The 22,894-nt window shown below is 63.9% G+C and carries 16 protein-coding genes and 1 tRNA gene; 4 read left to right on the plus strand and 13 right to left on the minus strand.

The features are described 5' to 3' along the window. The first annotated feature begins 588 nt into the window (after positions 1 to 588). On the plus strand, positions 589 to 1,443 hold the full coding sequence (locus BpN12_RS10295) for a LysR family transcriptional regulator (RefSeq protein WP_246792435.1): 855 nt from the start codon (positions 589 to 591) through the stop codon (positions 1,441 to 1,443). A gap of 82 nt (positions 1,444 to 1,525) precedes the next feature. On the opposite strand, the gene BpN12_RS10300 is transcribed toward BpN12_RS10295, so the two are convergent. The 9 genes from BpN12_RS10300 to BpN12_RS10340 form a co-directional block, all read right to left on the minus strand. Further along, positions 1,526 to 2,989 (minus strand): efflux transporter outer membrane subunit, encoded by a 1,464-nt coding sequence (locus tag BpN12_RS10300; protein WP_246792436.1) that lies wholly within the window; start codon positions 2,987 to 2,989, stop codon positions 1,526 to 1,528. Beyond that, a complete protein-coding gene (locus BpN12_RS10305) occupies positions 2,986 to 6,177 on the minus strand; it encodes an efflux RND transporter permease subunit (RefSeq protein ID WP_246792438.1) in 3,192 nt (1,063 codons plus the stop codon). The genes BpN12_RS10300 and BpN12_RS10305 overlap by 4 nt, the downstream gene beginning before the upstream one ends. After that, the gene (locus BpN12_RS10310) at positions 6,174 to 7,415 is read right to left on the minus strand and encodes an efflux RND transporter periplasmic adaptor subunit (RefSeq protein ID WP_246792440.1); all 1,242 of its coding nucleotides are present in this window, start codon (positions 7,413 to 7,415) and stop codon (positions 6,174 to 6,176) included. Before BpN12_RS10310 ends, BpN12_RS10305 begins: the two co-directional genes overlap by 4 nt. 177 nt (positions 7,416 to 7,592) lie before the next feature. Further along, positions 7,593 to 9,248, minus strand: coding sequence for an FAD-binding oxidoreductase (locus BpN12_RS10315; protein WP_246792441.1), 1,656 nt, complete (start codon positions 9,246 to 9,248; stop codon positions 7,593 to 7,595). Positions 9,249 to 9,376: 128 nt separating this feature from the next. Continuing rightward, on the minus strand, positions 9,377 to 10,576 hold the full coding sequence (locus BpN12_RS10320; RefSeq protein ID WP_246792442.1) for an acyltransferase family protein: 1,200 nt from the start codon (positions 10,574 to 10,576) through the stop codon (positions 9,377 to 9,379). A gap of 296 nt (positions 10,577 to 10,872) precedes the next feature. Further along, a complete protein-coding gene (locus BpN12_RS10325; RefSeq protein WP_246792443.1) occupies positions 10,873 to 12,243 on the minus strand; it encodes an FG-GAP repeat domain-containing protein in 1,371 nt (456 codons plus the stop codon). Then, positions 12,134 to 12,868 carry a hypothetical protein gene (locus BpN12_RS10330; protein ID WP_246792444.1) on the minus strand — a complete coding sequence of 245 codons (735 nt, stop codon included), beginning with the start codon at positions 12,866 to 12,868 and terminating at the stop codon, positions 12,134 to 12,136. The genes BpN12_RS10325 and BpN12_RS10330 overlap by 110 nt, the downstream gene beginning before the upstream one ends. Further along, the gene (gene wecB / locus BpN12_RS10335; RefSeq protein ID WP_280529112.1) at positions 12,865 to 14,073 is read right to left on the minus strand and encodes a non-hydrolyzing UDP-N-acetylglucosamine 2-epimerase; all 1,209 of its coding nucleotides are present in this window, start codon (positions 14,071 to 14,073) and stop codon (positions 12,865 to 12,867) included. Before wecB ends, BpN12_RS10330 begins: the two co-directional genes overlap by 4 nt. Before the next feature lie 1,033 nt (positions 14,074 to 15,106). Further along, the gene (locus tag BpN12_RS10340) at positions 15,107 to 15,895 is read right to left on the minus strand and encodes a hypothetical protein (protein WP_246792446.1); all 789 of its coding nucleotides are present in this window, start codon (positions 15,893 to 15,895) and stop codon (positions 15,107 to 15,109) included. A gap of 676 nt (positions 15,896 to 16,571) precedes the next feature. Here BpN12_RS10340 and BpN12_RS10345 point away from each other — a divergent pair. Together BpN12_RS10345 and BpN12_RS10350 are read left to right on the plus strand one after the other, a co-directional pair. Beyond that, positions 16,572 to 16,838: a hypothetical protein gene (locus BpN12_RS10345; RefSeq protein WP_063891214.1), complete on the plus strand. Its 267-nt coding sequence runs from the start codon at positions 16,572 to 16,574 to the stop codon at positions 16,836 to 16,838. Between the two features lie 163 nt (positions 16,839 to 17,001). Next, on the plus strand, positions 17,002 to 17,259 hold the full coding sequence (locus tag BpN12_RS10350) for a hypothetical protein (protein WP_246792447.1): 258 nt from the start codon (positions 17,002 to 17,004) through the stop codon (positions 17,257 to 17,259). A gap of 348 nt (positions 17,260 to 17,607) precedes the next feature. Here the strand turns inward: BpN12_RS10350 and BpN12_RS10355 are convergent. Both BpN12_RS10355 and rpoD read right to left on the minus strand, forming a co-directional pair. Then, positions 17,608 to 17,683, minus strand: a tRNA-Ile gene (locus BpN12_RS10355). Between the two features lie 137 nt (positions 17,684 to 17,820). Then, entirely contained in the window at positions 17,821 to 20,001 is a 2,181-nt protein-coding gene (rpoD, locus tag BpN12_RS10360; protein ID WP_246794681.1) for an RNA polymerase sigma factor RpoD, read from the minus strand. Between rpoD and BpN12_RS10365 the strand changes: the two genes are divergently transcribed. Next, positions 19,943 to 20,293, plus strand: a complete 351-nt coding sequence (locus tag BpN12_RS10365) for an RNA polymerase subunit sigma (protein WP_226993840.1) — start codon at positions 19,943 to 19,945, stop codon at positions 20,291 to 20,293. The genes rpoD and BpN12_RS10365 overlap by 59 nt on opposite strands. A gap of 52 nt (positions 20,294 to 20,345) precedes the next feature. Here BpN12_RS10365 and dnaG read toward each other — a convergent pair whose 3' ends face one another. Together dnaG and BpN12_RS10375 are read right to left on the minus strand one after the other, a co-directional pair. Then, positions 20,346 to 22,223, minus strand: a complete 1,878-nt coding sequence (gene dnaG, locus BpN12_RS10370; RefSeq protein ID WP_246792448.1) for a DNA primase — start codon at positions 22,221 to 22,223, stop codon at positions 20,346 to 20,348. A gap of 50 nt (positions 22,224 to 22,273) precedes the next feature. Further along, the gene (locus BpN12_RS10375; RefSeq protein ID WP_246792450.1) at positions 22,274 to 22,720 is read right to left on the minus strand and encodes a GatB/YqeY domain-containing protein; all 447 of its coding nucleotides are present in this window, start codon (positions 22,718 to 22,720) and stop codon (positions 22,274 to 22,276) included. Positions 22,721 to 22,894 lie beyond the last annotated feature (174 nt).

Raw genomic sequence — 22,894 nt, forward strand, 5'->3', positions numbered from 1 at the left:
GACATGATCTAATTTGTCGAGCGGATCAATTCCATGACGGGCATTCGGCATCCCGATCCGGCAACCTATACACCGAGGTTTCGATATGTATAGAAGCACACACGCCGTTGCCGGGCCGCCGAAGGTTGGCGAGACTGGCCCGTGCGAAACAGGGACGTGCGATCGGGCAATGGATCGTGGCCATGGATTGGCCACCGATCCATTAACAAATGACCGGATTTTTTCGTTTATCGCTACCATTACGGCGGTCTTCCGCGCTGGGAAAGCCGGCCTCGCGAGACAAAAGAGCGACCGGTTCATGGCGCGAGGTTTTTCCATGAATCGCAAATCTGATCAGTCGAATCGTATTTTGAAAGCGATATCCGGTTTCACAAAAAACGCAATAACAGACGACTTGATAAAAATAAACTCATGCTGACCGAATAGAATATCTTCGATTTTTTGCGAATGCCACCAATCCCGCTCGTAATCGCCTGGGCATTGCGGTCATTATATCGATGCACCTTCTAGAGGATTAGGCAGCGCATGATCACAACAGTTGTGAACCGAACGCCCGGAATACGGCCCGAAGCGAATCGAACCGACGAAATGGTGGTGTTCGTCCAGGTCGTGGCCCACGGCAGCTTCTCGCATGCGGGGCGCGTGCTCGGCCTGTCGCCGTCGGGGGTCAGCAAACTCGTCACCCGGCTCGAACGGCGGCTCGGCGTCACGCTGCTGCGCCGCTCGACGCGGCACGTGGCGCTCACCGCCGAGGGCGAGCTCTATCACGCGCGCGTGCTGCGCATCCTCGACGACATCGATACCGCGGAACGGGAGGTGAGCGGAACGACGCGGCCGGCCGGCCGCATTCGCATCAACAGTTCGGCGAGCTACGTCGCCCATGTACTGGCCGACATTCTTCCGGCCTTCCTGAGCCGCTATCAGGAGATCAGCGTCGACATCACCCAGAGCGACGCCGTGGCCGATCTGCTCAAGGAAGGCAGCGATCTCGCGATCCGCGCGGGCGAACTTCCCGCGTCGAACCTGATCGCCCGCTCGCTCGGCGATACGCGGTTGATCGTGGTGGCGTCGCCGTCCTGGATCGAGCGGCACGGCATGCCGGCCAGCGCGGACGACCTGCTCAATTACGACCGGCTGGGGTTCGATTATTCGCGGACCGCCGGCGACTGGCTGCGGCCCGACGAAGCCGCGCCCGCGCGCGTCAGGGTGAGCGATGGGGAAGGGATCCGGCGCCTGGCGCTGGCGGGCGTCGCGCTGGCCCGGATCGCGGAGTTTACGATTCGAAACGACCTGGCGTGCGGCCGCCTGGTCCCGTTGCTGCCGGACTCGTTGCCGGTGAAGCGCGAGCCCTTTCACGTGGTGTACGTCGGCAAGTCCGGTCAGCTTCCAGCCCGCGTCAGGGTACTCCTCGATTACCTGACGACCGAGGGGCGGGTGGAATGACGGCGGGCGCGGCACCCGGAGGCTCGCATGCCGCCTTCATCGGCGCCGGCCACGGGATCCCGATGGCGTGCCGCGCCGCCCGTCATTTCGATGCGTCCGCAACCGATGCGAGGTTCGAGCAGCGCTCGTCGCCACAGGCTTCCCAACCGCTGCCGATGGCCTTGTAGATCGCCACCGTTTCGATGTTGATCGCGGCCTCGGCCTGCGCCAGATCATCCTCGGCGGCAAGCTGGGTGCGCTCGGCATCGAGCAGTTCGAGAAAACCGGTGGCCCCTTCCCGATAGCGCACGCGCGCCAGGTCTGCCGCCTGCCTGCTCTGGCGGCTCTGCTCGATCAGCTTGCCGACGCGGACGCGCTGCTCGTTGTAGGCGACCAGGCTGTTGCTCACCTCCTCCAGCGCACGCAGCACGGTCTGCTGATAGTTCGCCAGCGCCGCCTCGGCGCGTGCCGCGCTGGCGTGCAGGTTCGACCGGACCCGCTGCACGTTCAGGCCCGACCAGCTGATGCTCGGCCCCAGCGACCAGGCGAACGAATTCGCCCCGCCGAAGCGGCTGCCGTGCGTGCCCGCGCCGATCGCCGTGAGGAAACCCACGAAGCCCCCCAGCGAGATGTGCGGAAAGTAGTCGGCCTTGGCCACGCCGATCGCGGCATGGGAGGCCGCCAGTTCGCGCTCGGCCGCGCGAATGTCGGGCCGGCGAGCCAGGACCTGCCCGGCGCCGCCGATCGGCAGGCTGGCCGCGATCGGCGTGAAGCTTTTCGGCGAGAGATCGATATCGAGTTCGCCGGGCCGAACTCCAAGCAATACCGCGAGCCGATACTGCACGGCCCGGCTCTGGATTTCCAGGAGGGGCAACTGCGCCTCCACGGCGCTCAGGCGGGCTGCCGCGCTCGCGACTTCCTGGTCGGAGCCGCTGCCGATCTCGTTGCGCGAGCGGATCAGCTGCTGAGTGTCGCGCTGGTTGTCGATGTCGCGCCGCGCGATATCCAGTCGCGCCTGGATGCTGCGCAGCTGGAAGTAATTGCGCGCCGCCTCCGCGATGACGGTGACCTGCACGTTCTGCAGCGAAGCCTCGCTGGCCTGCAAGCTGGCACGGGAGGCTTCCACCGAGCGACGAATGCCGCCGAACAGGTCCAGTTCCCAGATCGCGTCGAAGCCCAGTTGGTAATTGTCGACCCGGACGGGATCCGTGCCGAAACCGGCCATCTGCTCGCGGCTCCAGCGGGCGCTACCCACGGCATCGACCACGGGCAGGCTGCCGGCCTCGGTGCCGCTCAGCAGCCAGCGCGCCTCGCGTACCCGGGCCACGGCGATCTGCAGATCGAGATTGCCGGCCACCGCGCGGCGGACGATCTCGTCCAGCGTCGGATCGCCGAACTGCTTCCACCACTCGACCTGGAACGGAAGGCTGCTTTGCTGCGCGGCGTCGGCGCCGGGCAGCGCCGTCACATCCCGCTCGACGGGCGGATGATAGTCCGGCCCCACCGTGACGCATCCGGCGAGCAGCAGGATCACCGGCAACAACGGCAACGAGGACAGGATCTTCATTCGTGTTCCCTCAGGGCGGCCTGCACGGGCAGGACTCGATCACGCCGGCGTGCCTCGCCGCGCTCGACCCAGCCACGCAGGATCACGTAGAAGAGCGGCGTGTAGAGCAGGCCGAACAACGTCACGCCGAGCATGCCGGCGAACACCGCAACGCCCATCGCATGACGCATTTCCGCCCCTGCGCCGCGCGAGGTGACGAGCGGCAGCACGCCCATGATGAAGGCGATCGAGGTCATCAGGATCGGGCGCAGGCGCAGGCTGGCGGCTTCGAGCACCGCCTGCTGGCGGCTCATGCCGTCGATTTGCGCCTCGCGGGCAAACTCGACGATCAGGATCGCGTTCTTGCAGGCGAGGCCCACCAGCACGATCAATCCGATCTGCGTGAAGACGTTGTTGTCGCCGCCCGTGAGCCACACCCCGACGATCGCCGACAGCAACACCATCGGCACGATCAGGATCACCGCCAGCGGCAGCGACAGGCTCTCGTAGAGCGCGGACAGTGCCAGGAACACCAGCAGCACGCACAGCGGGAACACCAGCACCGCCGTGTTGCCGGCCAGGATCTGCTGATAGGTCAGATCGCTCCATTCGAAGCGCATGCCGTTCGGCAGGCTCTCGTTCAGCAGTTTCTCCATCGCCGCCTGCGCCTGCCCGCTGCTGTAGCCCTGCGCGGGGCCGCCGTTGATCTCGGCCGTCGGGAAGCTGTTGTAGCGCATCGCGCGTTCGAGGCCGGCGGTCCGGTGAACGCTGACGAACGAGCCCAGCGGCACCATCTCGCCCTGCGCATTGCGCGTCTTCAGGCTGGCGATATCCTCGGGTTCGTGGCGAAAGCGCGAGTCGGCGGAGACGTTGACCTGATAAGTCCGGCCGAAGCGGTTGAAGTCGTTGACGTAGAGCGAGCCGAGATACGCCTGCATGGTTTCGGCCACGTCGGTCAGGTTCACGCCTTCGGCCTTCGCCTTCTCGCGGTCCACGTCCACGTCGATTTGCGGCACGTTGACCTGATAGCTGCTGAACAGCGGCGTCAACTCCGGCAGCCTGGCCGCCCGCTGGATCACGCTGTCGACCTGCTTCTGCATCTCCGCGTAGCCCAGCCCCGCACGATCCTCGATCTGCAGGCGGAAACCGCCCAGGGTTCCGAGCCCTTGCACCGAGGGCGGCGGGACCACCACGATGCTTGCATCCTGGATCGAGGCGAACTTCCGGTTCAGCGAATCGATGATCGCGGCGGCCGATAGCGACGGGTCACGCCGATCCTCGAACGGCGTCAGGATCAATGACACGATGGAGGAGTTGGTACTGTTGGTGAAATTGCTCGGCGACAGCCCCGAGAACGAGAACACCTCCTTGATGCCGGGCTGCTTCGCCGCGATCTCGGAGACGCGTCGGGTCACCTCCTCCGTGCGGTCCTGCGAGGCGCCGTTCGGCAGCGAGATCACGGTCAGGACGAACAGCTTGTCCTGGATCGGGATGAAGCCGGTCGGCACCTTCATGAAGCCCAGCGCGGCCAGCCCGACAAGGCCCGCGTACACCACCAGCGCGATCGTCCGCTTGCCGAGGAGGTAGCGGACGCCGTCGACGTAGCGGCGGGTGCCGTTCGTGAACAGGCGGTTGAACGGCCGGAACAGCCAGCCGAACAGGCGGTCCATCCACACGCTCACAGCGTCCTTGGGCGCATCGTGCGGCCGCAGCAGAAGTGCGGCGAGCGCCGGGCTCAAGGTCAGCGAGTTGAACGCGGAGATCACCGTCGAGATGGCGATCGTCAAGGCAAACTGGCGATACAACTGGCCCGTAAGGCCGCTGACGAACGCCGCCGGGATGAATACCGCGCACAGCACCACGGCGGTCGCGACGATGGGGCTCGTCACTTCCAGCATGGCCTTGTGGCTGGCCTGCCTCGGGCTCTGGCCCAACGCGATGTGGCGCTCGACGTTCTCCACCACCACGATGGCATCGTCCACCACGATGCCGATCGCCAGCACCAGGCCGAACAGCGACAAGGCATTCAACGAGAAGCCGGCCACGTACATCACCGCGAACGTGCCGATCAGCGAAACCGGCACCGCGATCAACGGGATCACCGACGCGCGCCAGGTCTGCAGGAACAGGATCACCACCAGCGCGACCAGCAGGATCGCCTCGAATAGCGTCTGGATAACGGCCGCGATCGAGGCACGCACGAAGATCGTCGTATCGTAGTCCATCCGATATTCCAGGCCTTCGGGGAAATCCTTCTTCAATCGCTCCATGGTGGCGCGCACTTCGTCGGCGACGCGAATCGTGTTGGCACCGGGGCGCTGGTTCACCGGCATGGCGATGGCCGGCAATCCGTTGAGCGTGGCGCGCAGCGCGTAGGTATCGGCGCCCAGCTCCACGCGCGCCACGTCGCGCAGATGAATGACGCCCCCGTCGCGATCGTTGCGCAATATGACGTTGCGGAATTGCTCCTCGTCGATCAGCCGCCCCTGCGTATTGACGCTGAGCTGGAACGCCGAATTGCCGGGATTGGGCGGCATGTTCAGCGAGCCGGCGGCCACCTCCACGTTCTGCTCGCGTATCGCGCGGACCACGTCGCCCGTGGTGAGATTCAAGGCGGCCATCCGCTCGGGATTCAGCCAGACGCGCATCGAGTATTCGCCGGCCCCGAAGAAGATCACCTGCCCCACGCCCTCGAGCCGCGCCAGCTCGTCCCTCACGTGCAGGCGCGCGTAGTTGGCCAGATAAAGCTGGTTGTAGCGGCCGTCGGGCGAAATCAGATGGACGACCAGCGTCAGGTCGGGCGAGCTCTTCTCGGTCGTCACGCCGAGCCGCTGTACTTCTTCCGGTAGCTTGGGCAGTGCCCGGGCCACGCGGTTCTGCACCTGCACCTGCGCCGTGTCCAGATCGGTGCCCAGCGCGAATGTCACGATCAACGTCATCTGGCCGTCGCTGGTCGCCTGCGAGGACGTGTAGAGCATGCCCTCGACGCCGTTGATCTGCTCCTCGATCGGCGTGGCCACGATCTGGGCGATCGTCGCGGGGTTCGCGCCGGGATAGTGCGCCGTCACGATCACCGTCGGCGGCACGATGTCCGGATACTCGCTGATCGGCAGCTTGAACACGGCGATGGAGCCGGCGATCACGAGCAGCACGGACAGGATGCCGGCAAAGATCGGGCGGTCGATGAAGAAGCGGGCGATGTGCTTCATGGCTTGCGCACCTCGGCCGGGGTCTTCTCACTCGCCAGCGTGGCGGACGCGGCGTCGGACGGCACGCCGGCGTCGATCCGCACGCGGTCGGCTTGGTTCAGGTTGGCGGTCATCGACACCGGCACCGATCGCACCTCGACGCCGGCGCGAATGCGCTGCATGCCGTTCACCACGATCCGGTCGTCGGCCTTGAGGCCGTGATTGATCACCCGCAAGCCGGCGAACAGCGGGCCGGTATCGACCCGGCGGTAGGCCACCTTGTGATCCGCACCGACCACGTAGACGAACTTGTTGCCGAGATCCGTGCCCACCGCGCGATCGTCCACCAGCACGCGCAACGCCGGCTTGCCGCCGTCCACGCGCATCCGCACGTACTGGCCCGGCGTGTAGGCACCGTCGCCGTTGTCGAACACCGCGCGCAGCCGGATCGTGCCGGAGCTCTCGCGAAGCTGGTTGTCGACGAAGTCGATGCGGCCCGGATGCGGATAGCCGTCTTCGTCAGCCAGCGCCATCGCCACCTGGATGCGCTTCGTTTTGGCGGCCTCGGGATCGAGCGTGCGCAACAGATTCAGATAGGACTGCTCGTCCACGTCGAAATAGGCATAGATCGGGCTGACGCTGACCACGCTGGTCAGCACGTCGTTGCTGGTGACCAGATTGCCTTGCGTGATCAGCGCATTGCTGACCCGGCCGTCGATCGGCGAACGCACCTGCGTGTAGCCGAGATTGAGCTTGGCGACGTCGAGCGCGGCCATTGCCGCAGTCACCTGAGCGCGCGCGCTGCGTTCGGCGGTCGCCTGCCGATCGGCCTCCTCGCGCGACACCGCGTGCTGCTCCAGCAGGCGAGCCGCCCGGGCCGCATTGGCGCTGGCCAGCACCAACTCGGCGCGCGCCTGAGCGAGATTCGCCCCGAGGCGGTCGACTTCGGCCTGGTACGGCCGCGGATCGATCTGGAACAGCAGTTGATTTTTCTTGACCAGCGCCCCCTCCTGAAAGTGGACGGCCTCGATGTAGCCGTTCACTCTCGGGCGCAGCTGCACGTTGTCGACCGCCTGCAGATGGCCGATGAAACTGCTCGTATAACCGACTTTCCGAAGCAGCCCGGGGGCCACGCTGACCTCTCGCGGCAGGTCGGTGACGGTGCGGGCGCTGGTCTGGCCACCGCGGCCATGCAACAGACTCCAGCTTCCCCCCACCACCAGGAAGCCCGTGAGCGCCAGGATGAGTCCCTTCTTCATGGCTTTTGTCTCAATAGAATATGGACTGCGGTTTGTTGGTTGACGAATCGATCCGCGTCACAGAGGCTCTCCCCTCCCGAAACGCCTGCCGCCCGTCGCCGACGAGACGTTCATCGATCGACGGGCGGCCCCCGCAAGATGCCTCGCGACATCGGGAAACCCGCCGCGCCTACACGCCTACGCGCCGACGGGCTCGATCGACAGCGAATGCCGGAAGAAGTTACCCGGATCCCACCGGCTCTTGACGGCCTGAAGACGCGGGTAATTGCCCTGAAAATAGAGCTCCGACCAGCGAACGCCCGAGGTGTTGAACTCCGGATTGCGCATGTCGACATCCGGGTAGTTGATGTAGCAGCCGTCGGCCTGCTCGTTCGGGACCGGCACACCGCCCGTCCCGGCAAAGAACTTCGAGTACAGGTTTCTCAACCAGCCCAGGTAGTACGCGTCCTCGCTCTCCGACTGCCAGAACGTCTGGAAGCACATCTTGAAGACGGACGAGCGCTGCACGTTCGCGGTGTCTCCCGTCGCGCGCGCGTTGACCTGGCCGCCGAACGAGAACAGCACGAGCATCGTGTCGGGATTGGAAAAACCTTCCTGCGTCATCGCCTGATACAACGTACTGATCTGGCGCGGCGTGAAGTTCTTCTTCATGTAGGCGGACTTGTGGCCGCCCCGCGAGGTCGGGTTGGTGATGGTCGGATTATTGGTGCCGACGAGGCGCGTCGCCTGGAGCCACGGCAGCCGCGTCGGCTCGAAGTGCTCGGGCATCGCGCGAAGTTCGCCGATCGGCCTGACGGCCGGCCTCGGCGTCACGTTGGTGCCGTCGAGAATGGCGCTCATGTAGTCATCCAGCAGCTTCTCGGGATTGCCGACCGTCGCGTCCACCTGCGTGAACATCCCCATCGACCCGGTGGCTTTCGGGCTCACGTTGAAGAGGCTGGAAAGACGCGTATAGGGCGAGTCGGGCGCACTGTTCTTCTCGTGCCAGCTCCCGAAGTTCAACAGGATCCGGGAAAACGCCGCCTCGTCCAGTTGGCTCCAGTCGAACGACACCGCGCTGACCAGCACCGTCGACGGCGGGGCCATCAGGATCGTCTTCCGCGCCGCCGCCTCGTCCGTCGGCGAACGGAACCAGTACTTCGTCACCACGCCGAAATTGCCGCCGCCGCCGCCCGTATGGCCCCACCAGAGGTCGTGGTTCGGATCGTTCGGGTCGCGCGACGCACGCACGAGACGCGCCTTTCCCGAGCGGTCCACCACCACCAGTTCCACCATCCAGAGGTGATCGACCACCAGCCCGTGCGCCCGGGACAACAGCCCATAGCCGCCTCCCGCCACATGGCCGCCCGCACCGACGCTGTAGCAGATGCCGCCCGGCAGGCTGACGCCCCAGCCCTTGTAGAGCTGCTCGTAGACGTCGATCAGGCGGGCTCCCGCCTCGACCACGAACGCGTTCTCCTTCTCGTCGAGGTAGACGCCCTTCATCTCCGACAGGTCCAGAATCACCTGCACGGACGGATTGCAGACGAAATCCGCAAAGCAGTGTCCGCCGCTGCGCACCGACACGCGCTTGCTGGTGGCGACGGCCTCCTGCACCGCCAGCAGCGCATCCTCCGGCGAGCGGATCATGCGCACGTACTCTGGCGTCGCGACGAATCGCTGGTTGTTGCCGCTTCGCAGCTCCGGGTAGCGCGGATCGCTCGACGTGATCCGCGGCCCCTTCTGAAAGCGAAGCGGTGTTGTCTCCTTTGCCCCCAAGGCCCTGGAAATCAGCGTCTCCGAACCGACCGCCGCCAGGCTGCTGCCAATAAACCGTCTTCTAGTCAATGACATAGGTTCCTCGTTGAAAATACCCGCCGCCCTGAATTTCACGAATCCCGCCAAACCGCCCTGCGCCTCCTCCCTGCCCGTTGATCCGGCTCGCTGATCCGGCCCGCCGCGACCGCCGCACCGCGCGGCGATCAGGAGCTCTGTGATTGCGTTATCTCGGTCTTGATTTCGGCCCGGCCGCGCTTCCGGCTGCGGCCCCAGTGGCGCATGGCGGGACGCTCGACTCCCGCGTAAAGCACCCATCCGCCGAACAGCGTCGCCACGAAGCTGGCGGCAATCAGCAGAATCGATTCCGTCACGCCATAGGTGCCGGTCACCAGCGTCCTCAGATAGAACACCGTGATGCCCTGGCAGATGTAGAACCCGAACGACATGTCCCCGAGCCGCTGCATGAACTTGCTCTTGATGAACGCGATGCCGTCGCCCTTGAGGTCGTCCGCCGATATTTCGCAGATCAGCACGGCGATCGGAATGATTGAAACCGCGTCCAGGCTGTAAATGAACGGCAGGAACTTGGCGACCACCACGCTGACGACCACCAGCAGCACGGCGCGCCAGAATCCGATCCGCGGCCAGATTCCGAGCATGACGATACGTGCCAGCACGACGCCCAGCACGAAATCGAACATCCGGGACAACGGGAAGAGGTATCCGAACCAGAACTGCGTGGCGGAGATCGGCGTGATCGGCGATTTCGGATAGTTCACGACGTACTCGTCGTTCACCACCGGGATCAGCAGGATCACCAGCGCCGTCGCGGCCACCGCCAGCCACAGCCCTCGCGCCCGTAGCGGCGCCACCAGCTTGATCAGGAACGGGAACGCCAGATAGAACAGTATGTCGGCGCACAGCGACCACGATGGCGGGTTGACGCTCACTGACACGTTCGGTTGCGGAAAGAACGCATGTACCAGCAGCAGGTTCTTGATCGCGATGTCGAACGACGTGTAATTCCACGAGAACAGGCCCAGCGCCAGGATGAAGATCACGACGTGATTCGGATAGATCTTCACGATGCGCCGCCGCCAGAACGACAGCTTCGACTCGCCGAACGGAAACGACGACCAGGTGATGATGAAGCCGGTCAGGACGAAGAAGTACGAAACCCCGATGTACCCCATCTGTGCGAGCGCGTAGGAAAAATGCGTCGCGATCTGCGGATCTCCGAACGGATTGACGGGCTTGTAAGGCGGGATCGGAGAGTTCGCCACCGACACATGGAACAGGAACACGAGCAGCGAAACGATGAACCGGAACCCGGTCAGGCTCGGCAGCGCCGGCAACCTGTCACCTTTGGCGGTCACTTTTGGCGCAACGGATGAGGTGTTCATTTTTATTCCCTTCGACGATGATTCGGAATCGAAATAAAATTGACTTGTCGTTGTTTTCCGCAAAAAAATTCGTCGGCCCGGCAAGCGCGGAATCGCCGGGCAGCCACGAACCGGATATTTTTTCAGTACTGCTTATCGGTGACTCGACTCCAATGCCGGCTTCCGGCCGACGAGCCGGCGACCGCGATGACACCGGCCGCCCGGTCAGCCGCCGCATTGAACGAAGCGGCCCCGCTCGCGCCCGGGTGCCGGATCCGGGCGGCGCCCCTGCGCGTCGCCCGATCCGACACGGCTGATCAGGAACGGAGCCCGGGCTTCACCGGCGCGAAGGTATTGCGATGGACGGCGATCCGGGCCTGCTTGGCGACGAAGTACTTGGGAACCGAATAGGCAATCGTCGCGAAATCCAGACGGCCATCCCCGTTGAAATCGGCCACCGCGATTCGCGCCACCGATTCGTCGGACACGCGCCACCGGGAGAAGACGCCGTTGGCGATATCGACCGCCTTGTAATAGAACACGCCTTGCCACGGCCACGGCCCGCGCAGCGCCACCAGAAACTCGTCCTCGCCATCGCCGTCGAAATCGGCGCAGACGATCTGGTGTCCCGGGCCTTCGCCGTTTTCGTTGGTATCCCCGAAGACGTCGAGGATGATGCGCTTCCACGTCGTCTTCTCCGGCGACTCGCCGATCGAGTCCTTCACGTAGACGGCGACCGTGTTGCCGTGAAACGGCTCCACCGCGGCCACATAGGCAAACGGATCGCTGCCGATCCGGCCGACGTCGACATCGCCGCTGCCGCGAAATCCCGTGAGCTCGAACTGGGTCCGCTCGCCCTCGCCGATCAGGACCTTCTGCCAGCGCTCGGCATGCTCGTCGTAGTACAGCCAGGTGACGCCCTCGTCCGAGGCCAGCATCAGCGAATCGCGATTGGAGCCGGGAATCAGGCCGCGCTTCTTTTCCGCGCCATGCACGAGGCGGAAGAAGCTGTCGTCGATCGTCGACATGACCCATTCCGGCGCGCTCCCCACGTCCTCCGGCGCGGCGAACAGGACGACCGGCAGCACGGAATGGATGTTCCCCTTCGGCACGATCGGCAGGCCCGCGATCTCGAGACGATCGTCGCGTGTGAAATGGCCCGCGCGAAGCCGGTGCATGCCGGTCGTCCGGCCGACGTAGTGCCGGATCCAGCGCGCGCCCGACGACAGCTTCGGCCCCGGGTTCTCGATCCAGTCGATCTTGCCGCCGGTCGGATTGGCGTCGTACAGCGTGCCGCCCGGCCCGTACAGCTCGTAGCAGACGATGATGTCGGGGTAGCCGTTGCCGTTCACGTCCGCGTAGTCGCCGCCCACCGGCATGTGGATGCCGTCGACCGCCAGATGCCGCGTCCAGCTCTCGTTCTCGTACCAGTAGATTTCTCCCAGCGACAGCCCGTAGCCGAACAGGTCCGGCTTGCCGTCCTGATCGATGTCGGGTGCCTCCAGCCAGTAGCCGTCACGAAGCTGGTCGGCCACGACGACCTTGTCGAACGTCGGGACCAGGAGTTTGTTGGTGTTGTCATGCATGTTCGTTTCGCTCCACGAGTGCGTGATATTCGATCGCGAGCCAGATGCAGTCCGACTCCGCGAAATATTGATGCCATGGATAGACCGGAACATCCTCGTCATTCACGACGCAGAACGGACGCTCCGTCGTGGCCCCCGGTGCGAGGGCGATGTCTTCGTACAGGCTCGCGTAGTCCTGCGAGCGGAATTTCTGCATGTGACCGACGCCGGCAATCTGCGAATGGATTTCGATGAACGCGTGCTCGCGATGGATCAGGCAATGCGTTCGCGCCGGCGCGAACCAGAGATTGACCGCCACGCGAAAACGCTTCCAGCGCGCGCTCGCCGGCGCGTCGCCATCCGGCGTCTCGTGCAGCGCGCCGACGTCGAGCCACACCTCGCCGATCACGTCCGAGGGCGAACGCCAGAGATCGATCGGCCGGCCCTCGTGATGAAACCGCGTCCAGCCGGGCTCCCGCGCCATATCCTCGGGCCGCAGGCCGGCGGAGGGCGTCAGCAGCAGCAGGTTCGCCGGCGCATCGATCGCGACGTCCCGCAGCCATACGGACGACATCGGGGCAATGCGTTCCCGACGCCATCCATGAACGTTCGCCACGGCCGTGTTCGTGTTGACGACGATGGCCCGATCCTCGAGATAGAGCTGGCCATCGTTGAGCGTCACGCGCGCGGTCAGGAGATCGCCGGAGAACGCGAGCGGCCGCCATTGGCAGGCGCGCTCGATGATCACAGCGTGGCCCCGGCGATTTCCTTGTCCCCGATGTCGGCGCTTTCGAGCACGCGGGGAACCGGGTGGCCGCGGCCGGTATAAGGCTCCACCGCGGGTTCGTCGCCGAAGAAATGCGCGATCGCGTTGAGCACGCGCGCGGAGGCAGCCCCGTCCCCGTATGGGCACCCGCCCGACACGAACTGCTGATAGACGTTGCCGTCGGACAGCACCGCGCTCACCTCCCGGACGATCTCCTCCTTGCTGCGTCCCACCAGCTTGGCCGATCCGAGATCGATCGCTTCCCGGCGCTCGCTGATCTCGCGCAGTATCAAGGTCGGCTTGCCCATCGCCGGCCCTTCCTCCTCGGCGCCGCTGCTGTCCGAGAGGATCAGGTCGGCGCGCATCATGAGCCGCACGAAGCCCAGATACGGAAGCGGTTCGAGCACGGTGACGTTCGGATGGCCCTCGAGCCTCGGCAGCAGCGCGTTGCGCACCACCGGATTCTTGTGCATGGGAATCACCAGCCGCACGTTCGACAGCTGCGCGACCTCCGCCAGCGCATCCGCCAGCATCGGCAATTTGGGCCACGACTCGCGGCGATGCGTGGATGCCAGCACGATCCGGCGCGGGTCCTGGTCGATCTCGTCGAGCACCGGATCAAGGTAGCCGCGCGCCTTCTGGATGCTCCAGAACAGGGCATCGACGACGGTATTGCCCGTGATCGCGATGCGATCGTGAGCAATCCCCTCGCGCAGCAGGTTGAGGTAGTTCCCGGTGGTCGGCGCCAGGTGGTATGAGCTGATCTGCGCGACGAGCCGGCGATTGCCCTCTTCCGGGAACGGCGAATCGAGCCGCGTACTGCGCAGCCCTGCCTCCAGATGAATGACCGGAATTTTGTTCTGAAACCCGAAAATCGCCCCGGCGACCGTGCTCGCGGTATCGCCATGCACCACGATCGCGTCGAGTTCGCGCATCAGCGGCAATTTCGAAAGTCCGGACAAAATGCGCTCGGTAATACCGGTAATCGTCTGTTCCGGCTGCATCACCTTCAGGTCGGCGACTGGCGTTATTCCGAAAACATCCAGTGCGGAATACAGCATTTCCGCGTGCTGACCGGTGGAAATCAGAAACGGTTCGAATCGAGCATCGCTTTCCATGGCCATAAACGGGATCGCACATTTAACCGCTTCGGGCCGAGTACCGATGACGTACCCAACTTTTAACATGACCTCACCCCTAGGTTGTTACGGCAATTAACCATCGTTCGTATCGAAGAATTAGTACCGTGCAGCACGCCGCCCTGGAATATCCCTGGCCGGGATTTTCCAGTAGGTCCGAGATTCACTTGCAGAAGTGCTTGAAGGAGAAAGACGCAGGCGCGAAAATACCGACCCGCCATGCCACGCGGCCGCAATCCCGCTGCGCTAGAAAGGCATAGCTCGTGCCCGATTTCCTTCAATTTTTCAAAGCATTGATGCGCTACTTCGCGAAGCCGTCATCGCACCGGCCACGGCGCGACGTTTCAAGGCCAGGCACCAGGAAAGGAGAGAAAACCGTTTCCATGACATTGCCGGAATTTCCAATCATGCAAATGACTTTGTGCGTCTTTTTCACTGCGGCAAAAACAAATTGATTTCGTTATTTACATGAAATCCACTCAACCCGCTTTGTGCCGGGTTGTGTTTATTGCAACGCACAACTTCATCCTACCAAACCCAAATAATTTATTCGCACGCAGCCCGGAACAACACTTGTGACAACGCGTCATAGGCGTCGCTATCCGAGATAATTATCGGGTTAAGTGACATGGACTGCCCCGGGAAAGCTGGACGCCGATTACTTATGATTGGGAGATTCGGGGCATCCAGCGGAAGTTGGCTTACGATTTTAAAATGAAAAATCCCGGAAACGCGAGAGAATTTACCCGGCAATTCCAACAGGAATGGTCCGGCGAATTAATCGACCGGACGATGCAATGGCTGAGTGTCGGGCAGGCCGTGCCGGTGGCTGGAGGCGACCGCAGATCGAGCCGGATAGCCCGGAGGTGCGATCCAGTAGACGTGGCCGGCGCGGGATGGTCCCGACCTCACCAAGGCGAGTCGGGCACGTTCGGCGGAGCGGCCCCGTCATATCGATGATTCGGAAATTGATGCCACGCTCAATGTCATCCGCGCAGTTCCCCAAACGTCCGGTCAAGCCGCATGCCGACCACGGCTATGCCTTCGCACGCTGCCGGCTTTATCCGAAAGCAGCGCAGCATCAAGGCTGATATTGCTCGCCGCGGCTCATTTCCTTTTCTTGTTGCCACGGCCGCCCGCCGCCGGCTCTTTCAACGTGGCGGCAGTCGGCTTGTCCTGCGTCGAGCGGATGTTGACCGTCCTCATGCTCTGCATGTTCTTGCAGAAGAAATACGGCGCCAGCGACTTGGCCTTCTCTTTGAGCTGCTGCTCTTTCTTGCCGCCCGGCGAGAGCAGCTGACCCGTCTTCTTCGCCTCCTCGTAGGCCTTGCTCAGTGCCTTGTTGGATTTCCCGTCGGGGCCGAAGGAATTGCTCGAGTTCAGACCCAGCCCCCACGAACTGTCCTTGGATTCGCCCTTGCCGCTCTTGAAGCCGACGCTGCGCATATCCGGGACGAAATTCGGCGCATGCACCTCGATGCGTGTATCCGTTCTTTTCGCTCAGATATTCCTCCGAATACGCCCGATAGCTGGCCCAGCCCTGATGGCCCTCGATCTGCAGTGCCTTGAGTTCCGTGTACTTCTTTGCGTGCAACTCCGGTGTGCCTTGTTTGAAGACGGTCTGCCATGCATCGTATTCGTCGCGATGCATGGCGCGATAAAAATGGTCCTGCTTGTCCACCAGGCGGATATGGTTCTGATCGGTGCCGATGATGCGGTCGGCATCGACGACGCTGTCGATCTCGACCGGCCGCGTGTAGTAGCGATCCCCGTTGCCGCTCTGGCGCTCGAACGTCATCGCTGAGGTCTCCGGCTTGTCCGCCGGATTGTAGGGATCGGCGGACGCGCCGGTGTTGTCACTGGTAGCCATCGAATCGCTCCGTAGCTCAAATGGGATGTTGCAACGTGCTTCACAACACCCGGGCTTCGGGTTCTATTCCCAAGCGACGGCAATCGTGGAGCCGCGTTGCCCGCGCAGATGTCGGTATCCATCGGTGCATCACCACAGACATAAAAGCCCCGCAAACCCTTTTAGATAAAGGATTGGCGAGGTGCTATCAGACTATGCCGGATGGGAATATGGTGGGCCAAGGTCAGTACAGCACGAACACTTCGCATTCGATGTGCTCGAGTACGCGGTTGGCGCCGCGCCGCTCGACAGCCTGGGCCGGATCCGTAGCGTTAGCTCGACGCGCACCGCGTGCGAGGGCAGCCGATCGGGCGGGTCAACGTCGAGTTCAGGTTTGGACTACCCAGAGCACACTAGCCCCCCCTCCTCCCCTCACGCCGGACTATGTCAGCAGCCGCTAGCAAATTCAAATTCGACGCCCGCCACATAGACAAAAATTTTTGACCGGCATGTCCCAACGCGAGGACGCTCCTGCGACGAAGTAGCTCTCTGGGCACGCTGCTCGTTCATTGACGCGAAGCCCTTTAGGGGCTAGATTGAATCGCATTGGGTAACGCGTCGCGTAGCCCGCTACCTCCGAAAAGGAACGACATGACGAATATGTTCGTATTCGCGCGGAATCGGCGCGACCATACCTATGGTTCTCAAATATTTTCCTCCGACGCCGGAGGATCTGCGCGCGCTGAAGACGGAGCTCGGCTTCACCGGCGAGCAGATGGCCCAAATGTTCGGGTTGGCCGGCAACAATCAGTGGCGGAAGTACACGGGAGGCGCCGATCCGCGGCCGATGGCGCTCCCAATGCTGTTTCTCGCCCTGGCGCTGCAGGACCGTGCTGCCACGGTGGAACAGGTTCTCGAGAAGTGCCGCAAAGTCGGTGCGTCGATCGAGATTACCGACGAGTAAGCGCATCTGCTGACCGCTTGATCCCATCCACTGGGCATCTCGTCTCGATTGCTCGCGACGCCCTGAGAGCTGCGGTGCTCGCCCCCACCGATCGCGACGCTCTCGATGTTGTCGGCGAGGCACTCCGCAGGCTTGCCGAACTGGCGAACGAAAAGGTGTCCACATGAGCGAGAACACCAGGGGCGTCCTCCGGGCTGCGGATGAACTGGATGCGGGCATCCGCGCTTTTCGCTACGTCAGCGCGATCTTCGACGCGATCTCGCATCATTTGACGGCGGGCACGCCAGATCCCAGCGATTTGATCTCTTTGTGCGGCGCTGGCCACGAAATCGCCGTGCTGTACGGCAAACGAGCCGTCGAGACCTCATGGGAGGTTCGTCATGCGCTCGCTGCTGCCGAAACGCCAGACTGCCCCGGCTAACAGCTGGGTCAATCGAACCAGGAACCTGCCTCGGACCGCACCGGACCCGCACAACATTGACCGATGGAATGCCCTCGTCGATTCGTTGCATCAGATGCGACGCGCAACGTGGCGGGTGGGCCTCAGCCGGCTGTACGGGATGGGCGCTTATCCAGCGCGTCGAGGGCATCGTCTTGCTGTTCACGACCGTCCAGGCAACACGATACTGATGAGCTCAGCTTTGTAGCTCAGGGCGTTTATGCCAGAACGATATCGAGATGAATCGCCTCGAAGCGGCCATTTCTTCCCCGATTCCTCCCCGGAGAGAAGGTGGTTCGGGCTAAGCCTTTGACGCGACAGGAAGATTTTTGGTGGGCCCGGCGGGGTTCGAACCCGCGACCAATCGATTATGAGTCGACTGCTCTAACCGCTGAGCTACAGGCCCTGACTACGACGCGATGGCGTATCGCATTGACGCGCGTCCGCCGCTGCTGCCGGGGACGGCATTGTACCGAACAATGGGGGAGAGAAGCACCGCCGCCGGCGACTTCAGCCGGCGGCGGCACGGGACGCTGATGCCGATCAGTTCCCTTCGAGGAACGACTTCAGCTTGTCCGAACGGCTCGGGTGGCGCAGCTTGCGCAGCGCCTTCGCCTCGATCTGGCGGATCCGCTCACGCGTGACGTCGAACTGCTTGCCGACTTCCTCGAGCGTGTGATCGGTGCTCATCTCGATGCCGAAACGCATCCGCAGCACCTTCGCCTCGCGCGGCGTCAGCGAATCGAGCACATCCTTCACGACGTCGCGCATGCTCGCGTGCAGCGCGGCATCGGCCGGAGCAACCGTGTTCGAATCCTCGATGAAGTCGCCGAGATGCGAATCGTCGTCGTCGCCGATCGGCGTTTCCATCGAGATCGGTTCCTTCGCGATCTTCATGATCTTGCGGATCTTGTCCTCGGGCATCTCCATCTTCTCGGCGAGCGTCGCCGGATCGGGTTCGAGGCCGGTCTCCTGCAGGATCTGACGCGAGATCCGGTTCATCTTGTTGATCGTCTCGATCATGTGAACCGGGATCCGGATCGTGCGCGCCTGGTCCGCGATCGAGCGCGTGATGGCCTGGCGGATCCACCACGTCGCGTAGGTCGAGAACTTGTAGCCGCGGCGGTATTCGAACTTGTCCACCGCCTTCATCAGGCCGATGTTGCCTTCCTGAATCAGGTCGAGGAACTGCAGGCCGCGGTTCGTGTACTTCTTCGCGATCGAGATCACGAGACGCAGGTTCGCCTCGGTCATCTCGCGCTTGGCCTGACGCGCCTTCAGTTCGCCGGCCGCCATCTGGCGGTTGGTTTCCTTCAGGTCCTTCAGCGGCAGCACCACGCGCGCCTGCAGGTCGAGCAGGCGTTGCTGCTGTTCGTGGATCGCCGGGATGTTGCGCACCAGGATCGCGCTGTACGAATGGCTTTCCGACGCGACCTTCTCGGCCCACGTGAGATCGGTCTCGCTGCCCGGGAAACGCGCGATGAATTCCGAGCGCGGCATGCCGCACTTGTCGACGACGATGTGCAGGATCTGACGCTCGACCTGACGCACCTCGTCCACCTGCGCACGCAGCGTGTCGCACAGGCGCTCGACGGTACGCGCGGTGAAGCGGATCGACATCAGTTCGTTCTGGATCGTCTCCTGCGCCTTCAGGTAGGACTTCGACTTGTAGCCCTCCTTCTCGAACGCGCGGCGCATCTTGTCGAACCACTCGCTGATCATCGCGAACTTCTCGAGCGAGGCACGCTTGAGCGCTTCGAGCTGGGCGGCGTTGGCGGTCGCCTGGGCGGCGCCGTCATCGTCTTCCGCTTCCTCGTCCTCGCTCGCTTCCTCTGCGTCCTCGTCGGCTTCCTCGGCCTCTTCCGCTTCCTTCGCGTTGAAACCGTCGGTGTCCTCGGCGTTCGGATCGAGCAGGCCGTCGACGAGTTCGTCGACACGGATCTCGTCGTTGGCGACGCGCTCGGCCATCGCGAGGATGTCGGCGATCGTGGTCGGGCACGCGGAAATCGCCATCACCATGTGGCGCAGGCCGTCCTCGATACGCTTCGCGATCTCGATTTCGCCCTCGCGCGTGAGCAGCTCGACCGTGCCCATCTCGCGCATGTACATCCGCACCGGATCGGTCGTGCGGCCGAACTCGGAGTCAACGGTCGACAGCGCGACTTCCGCTTCTTCCTCGACCTCGTCGTCCGACGACGCGGCGGGCGCGTTGTCGTTCAGCAGCAGCGTCTCCGCATCGGGCGCCTGCTCGTACACCGCCACGCCCATGTCGTTGAACGTACCGATGATGCCTTCCAGCGCTTCCGTTTCCGTGAAGTTGTCGGGCAGATGGTCGTTGATTTCGGCATAGGTCAGGAAGCCGCGCTCCTTGCCCAGCTTGATGAGCGCGCGCAGCTTCACGCGCCGCTCCTCGAGCTCCTCGGCCGTGCCGGGCTGGCTCGTCGCGAACGCTTCCTTCAGCAGCAGCTTTTCCTTCGCGCGGCGGTCGCGCGCCTTGGTCGTCTTTTCCTTGCCCGCTGCAGCGGCCGTCGGCTGCTCTTCGCTCTGGGTTGCGTCGTCATCGACGGGTACTTCGTTCAGCTTTTTCGTCATGGAGTTCGCCGTACCGGCTAATTCGACTCGCGGCTGCTGGACAACAGCCTGTTGAACCGTGGATGCTTGAGTAGTGCGTACTGCCGTTTCGTCCGCGGCGGCAGCCGCTGCCCTTGCGCTATTCGCACTGATCCGTCTCGCCGGCGGCCTTGCCGCCGCACGCGATTCGGATTTCGCGACGGCTCGTGATGCGCGAGCCGTCGGCGCCGGCGCAGCCTTCGCGGTGCCGGCCACGGTGCGTTTCCTGCCAGCGGGCGACGCGCCGGACACCGACTTGGCGGAAGAAGCAGATCTGGCCTTCGTGACCTTGCCGGTCGGCTCGTCGGAGCCCTTGCCCACTGCTCTTTTCCCGCTTGTCGTCTTTGCCATTGCGAATCTCGCCTCTGTGCTTAGAAAACAAACCGCTGAAAACCTTGTATTATAGCACGTTGGGGTAAGCCTCTCCCTTCCCCTCTCCGTTTCCGTTAGTGACGCGTTTACAGTCCGAGCCGCGCCTTCATTTCGGTGCGCGCGCGGTTCAATCCGACGAGCTCGGCCAGTTCCTCCGGGGACGGCTTCGAGATCCTCGCCAGCTCGTTGCAGCGGTCGTTGCAGGCGTCGTAGCGCATCTTCAGCACGGCCGCCTTCAGTTCCTCGCCCGCGATCCGCTCCCGTTCCCGCACGATTTCCTGCGCGTCGCCGCCCTCGGGGGCCTCCGACATCAGGTCACGGACGTTTTCATCATAGTCGAGAATTTCGCGAATGATTTCGTCGTAGGTTTCCGCGTTCGCCGAACTGCGCAGAACGTCGGGCAACAGCCGGAATTCCGCCGCATCGCCCAGCTCGCGTGCGTGGCCGAGCACCTCATCGAACAGTTCCCCATTTCTCGGCAGGCCGCGCAGCGTGCCGACCTCGTCGTCGTCGAGCAGCATCGCGATGCGCGGATGCATGATCAGGTTACGCAGTGCGCGCTTCTCGTGATCGGTCACGCGCCGGCGGTCGTTGCGCGCGGGCGCCTGGCGCACCGGCGCGGGAATCCGCGAATCGACGTCGCTCAGGGACGCCACTTCCTCGAACGGGATGTCGAGCCGGTCGGCGAACATGTGCATGATCTGCGCGCGCAGCGCGTTGGCGGGCAGCGCCTGCAGCAGCGGCTTCGCGTCGAACAGCGCCTTGGCGCGCCCTTCCGGCTGGTCGAGTTCCTTGTCGTGGATCGCCTCGTTGAGCAGGAATTGCGACAGCGGCATGGCGCGGCGCACCTGCTCGGAAAACGCGTCGGCGCCGAATTCGCGCACGTAGCTGTCCGGGTCGTGCTCGGGCGGCAGGAACAGGAAGCGGATCGTCCGGTTGTCGGCCGCGTGCGGCAGGCAGGCCTCGAGTGCGCGGCGCGCGGCGCGGCGGCCGGCCGAATCGCCGTCGAAGCTGAACACCACGGTATCGGTCTGCCGCAGCAGTTTCTGCACGTGGATCGGCGTGCAGGCCGTGCCGAGCGTGGCCACCGCGTTCGGGAAGCCGAGCTGCGCGAGCGCGACCACGTCCATGTAGCCTTCCACCACCAGCGCGTACTTATGCTCGCGGATCGCGAGGCGCGCCTCGAACAGCCCGTACAGCTCGCTGCCCTTGTTGAAGAGCGGCGTTTCCGGCGAATTGAGGTACTTCGGCTCGCCGGAATCGAGCACGCGGCCGCCGAAGCCGATCACGGCACCCTTCACGTTGCGGATCGGGAACATGATCCGCTCGCGGAACCGGTCGTAGCGGCGCGCGGTGCCCTGCGCGTCGGTCTTTTCGCTGACGATCACGAGCCCGGCGTCGACCAGCTCCTCGCGCCGGTAGTCGTCGAACGCGCTTTCCAGGTTCTGCCAGCCGTCGGGCGCGTAGCCGAGCCCGAAGCGCAGCGCGATCTCGCCCGTGAGGCCGCGCTTCTTCAGGTATTGGATCGCGTTCGGCGCGCCGCGCAGTTGCTTGCGATAGTAGTCGCAGGCGGTCTGCATCACGTCGGTCAGCGCCGTGGTCACCGTTTTCGACACGGCCGGCAGCGGCGCACCCTCGCCGCCGTAGCCACCGCCGCCGCGCATCGGCGACGGCTCGCGCGGCACGCTCAGCCCGACCGATTGCGCGAGCTGCTCGACGGCCTCGGGGAACGTGAGCCCGGCGTGCTCCATCAGAAAGCCGATCGCGGTGCCGTGCGCGCCGCAGCCGAAGCAGTGATAGAACTGCTTGGTCGGGCTGACCGTGAACGACGGGCTCTTCTCGTTGTGGAACGGGCACAGCCCCATGAAGTTGGCACCGCCCTTCTTCAGCTGGACGTAACGGCCCACCACGTCGACGATATCGACGCGGTTGAGCAGGTCCTGAAGGAACGAATGCGGGATCATGATGACGACATCGGCTGGGCGCATCGGGCACGGCGCGTGCCCGGCCTCGCTCACCTGGCGAGCGCCGCCTTGGCGAGCCCGGCCACGGCCGTCATGTCGGCCTTGCCGGCCAGCCGGGTCTTCAGCGCGGCCATCACGCGGCCCAGGTCCTGCGGGCCGGAGGCGCCGAGCTCCACCACCACTTCCTGCACGGCGTCCGCCACTTCGGCGTCGGACAGCTGCGCCGGCATGTAGGCGATCAGCACCGCCATCTCGGCCTGCTCCTGCGCGGCCAGGTCGTCGCGGCCGGCGGCCTGGAACTGCGAGATCGAATCCTTGCGCTGCTTCAGCATCTTGTCGACGATCGACGTGACACCGGCATCGTCGAGCGTGATGCGCTCGTCGACCTCGCGCTGCTTGATCGCGGACAGCAGCAGACGGATCGCGCCGAGTCGCAGGCTGTCCTTCGCGCGCATCGCGGTCTTCATGTCTTCGCTGATCTGGTCTTTCAAACTCATGGATTCACCCGGGTGAGGAAAAAACATCGGACGTCGGAATGCCGGACCTCAACACAAAAACCCGCTTGAGAGTGTCTCAAGCGGGTTTGCTCGAATCCGGCATCGACAGCCCGCAGGATGGGACCACCGGCGCGCCGCCCGGCCAGCCCGGCGACGCTTCGATATACGGTGACT

The sequence above is a fragment of the Burkholderia perseverans genome, from assembly GCF_022870505.1.
Taxonomy (GTDB): domain Bacteria; phylum Pseudomonadota; class Gammaproteobacteria; order Burkholderiales; family Burkholderiaceae; genus Burkholderia; species Burkholderia plantarii.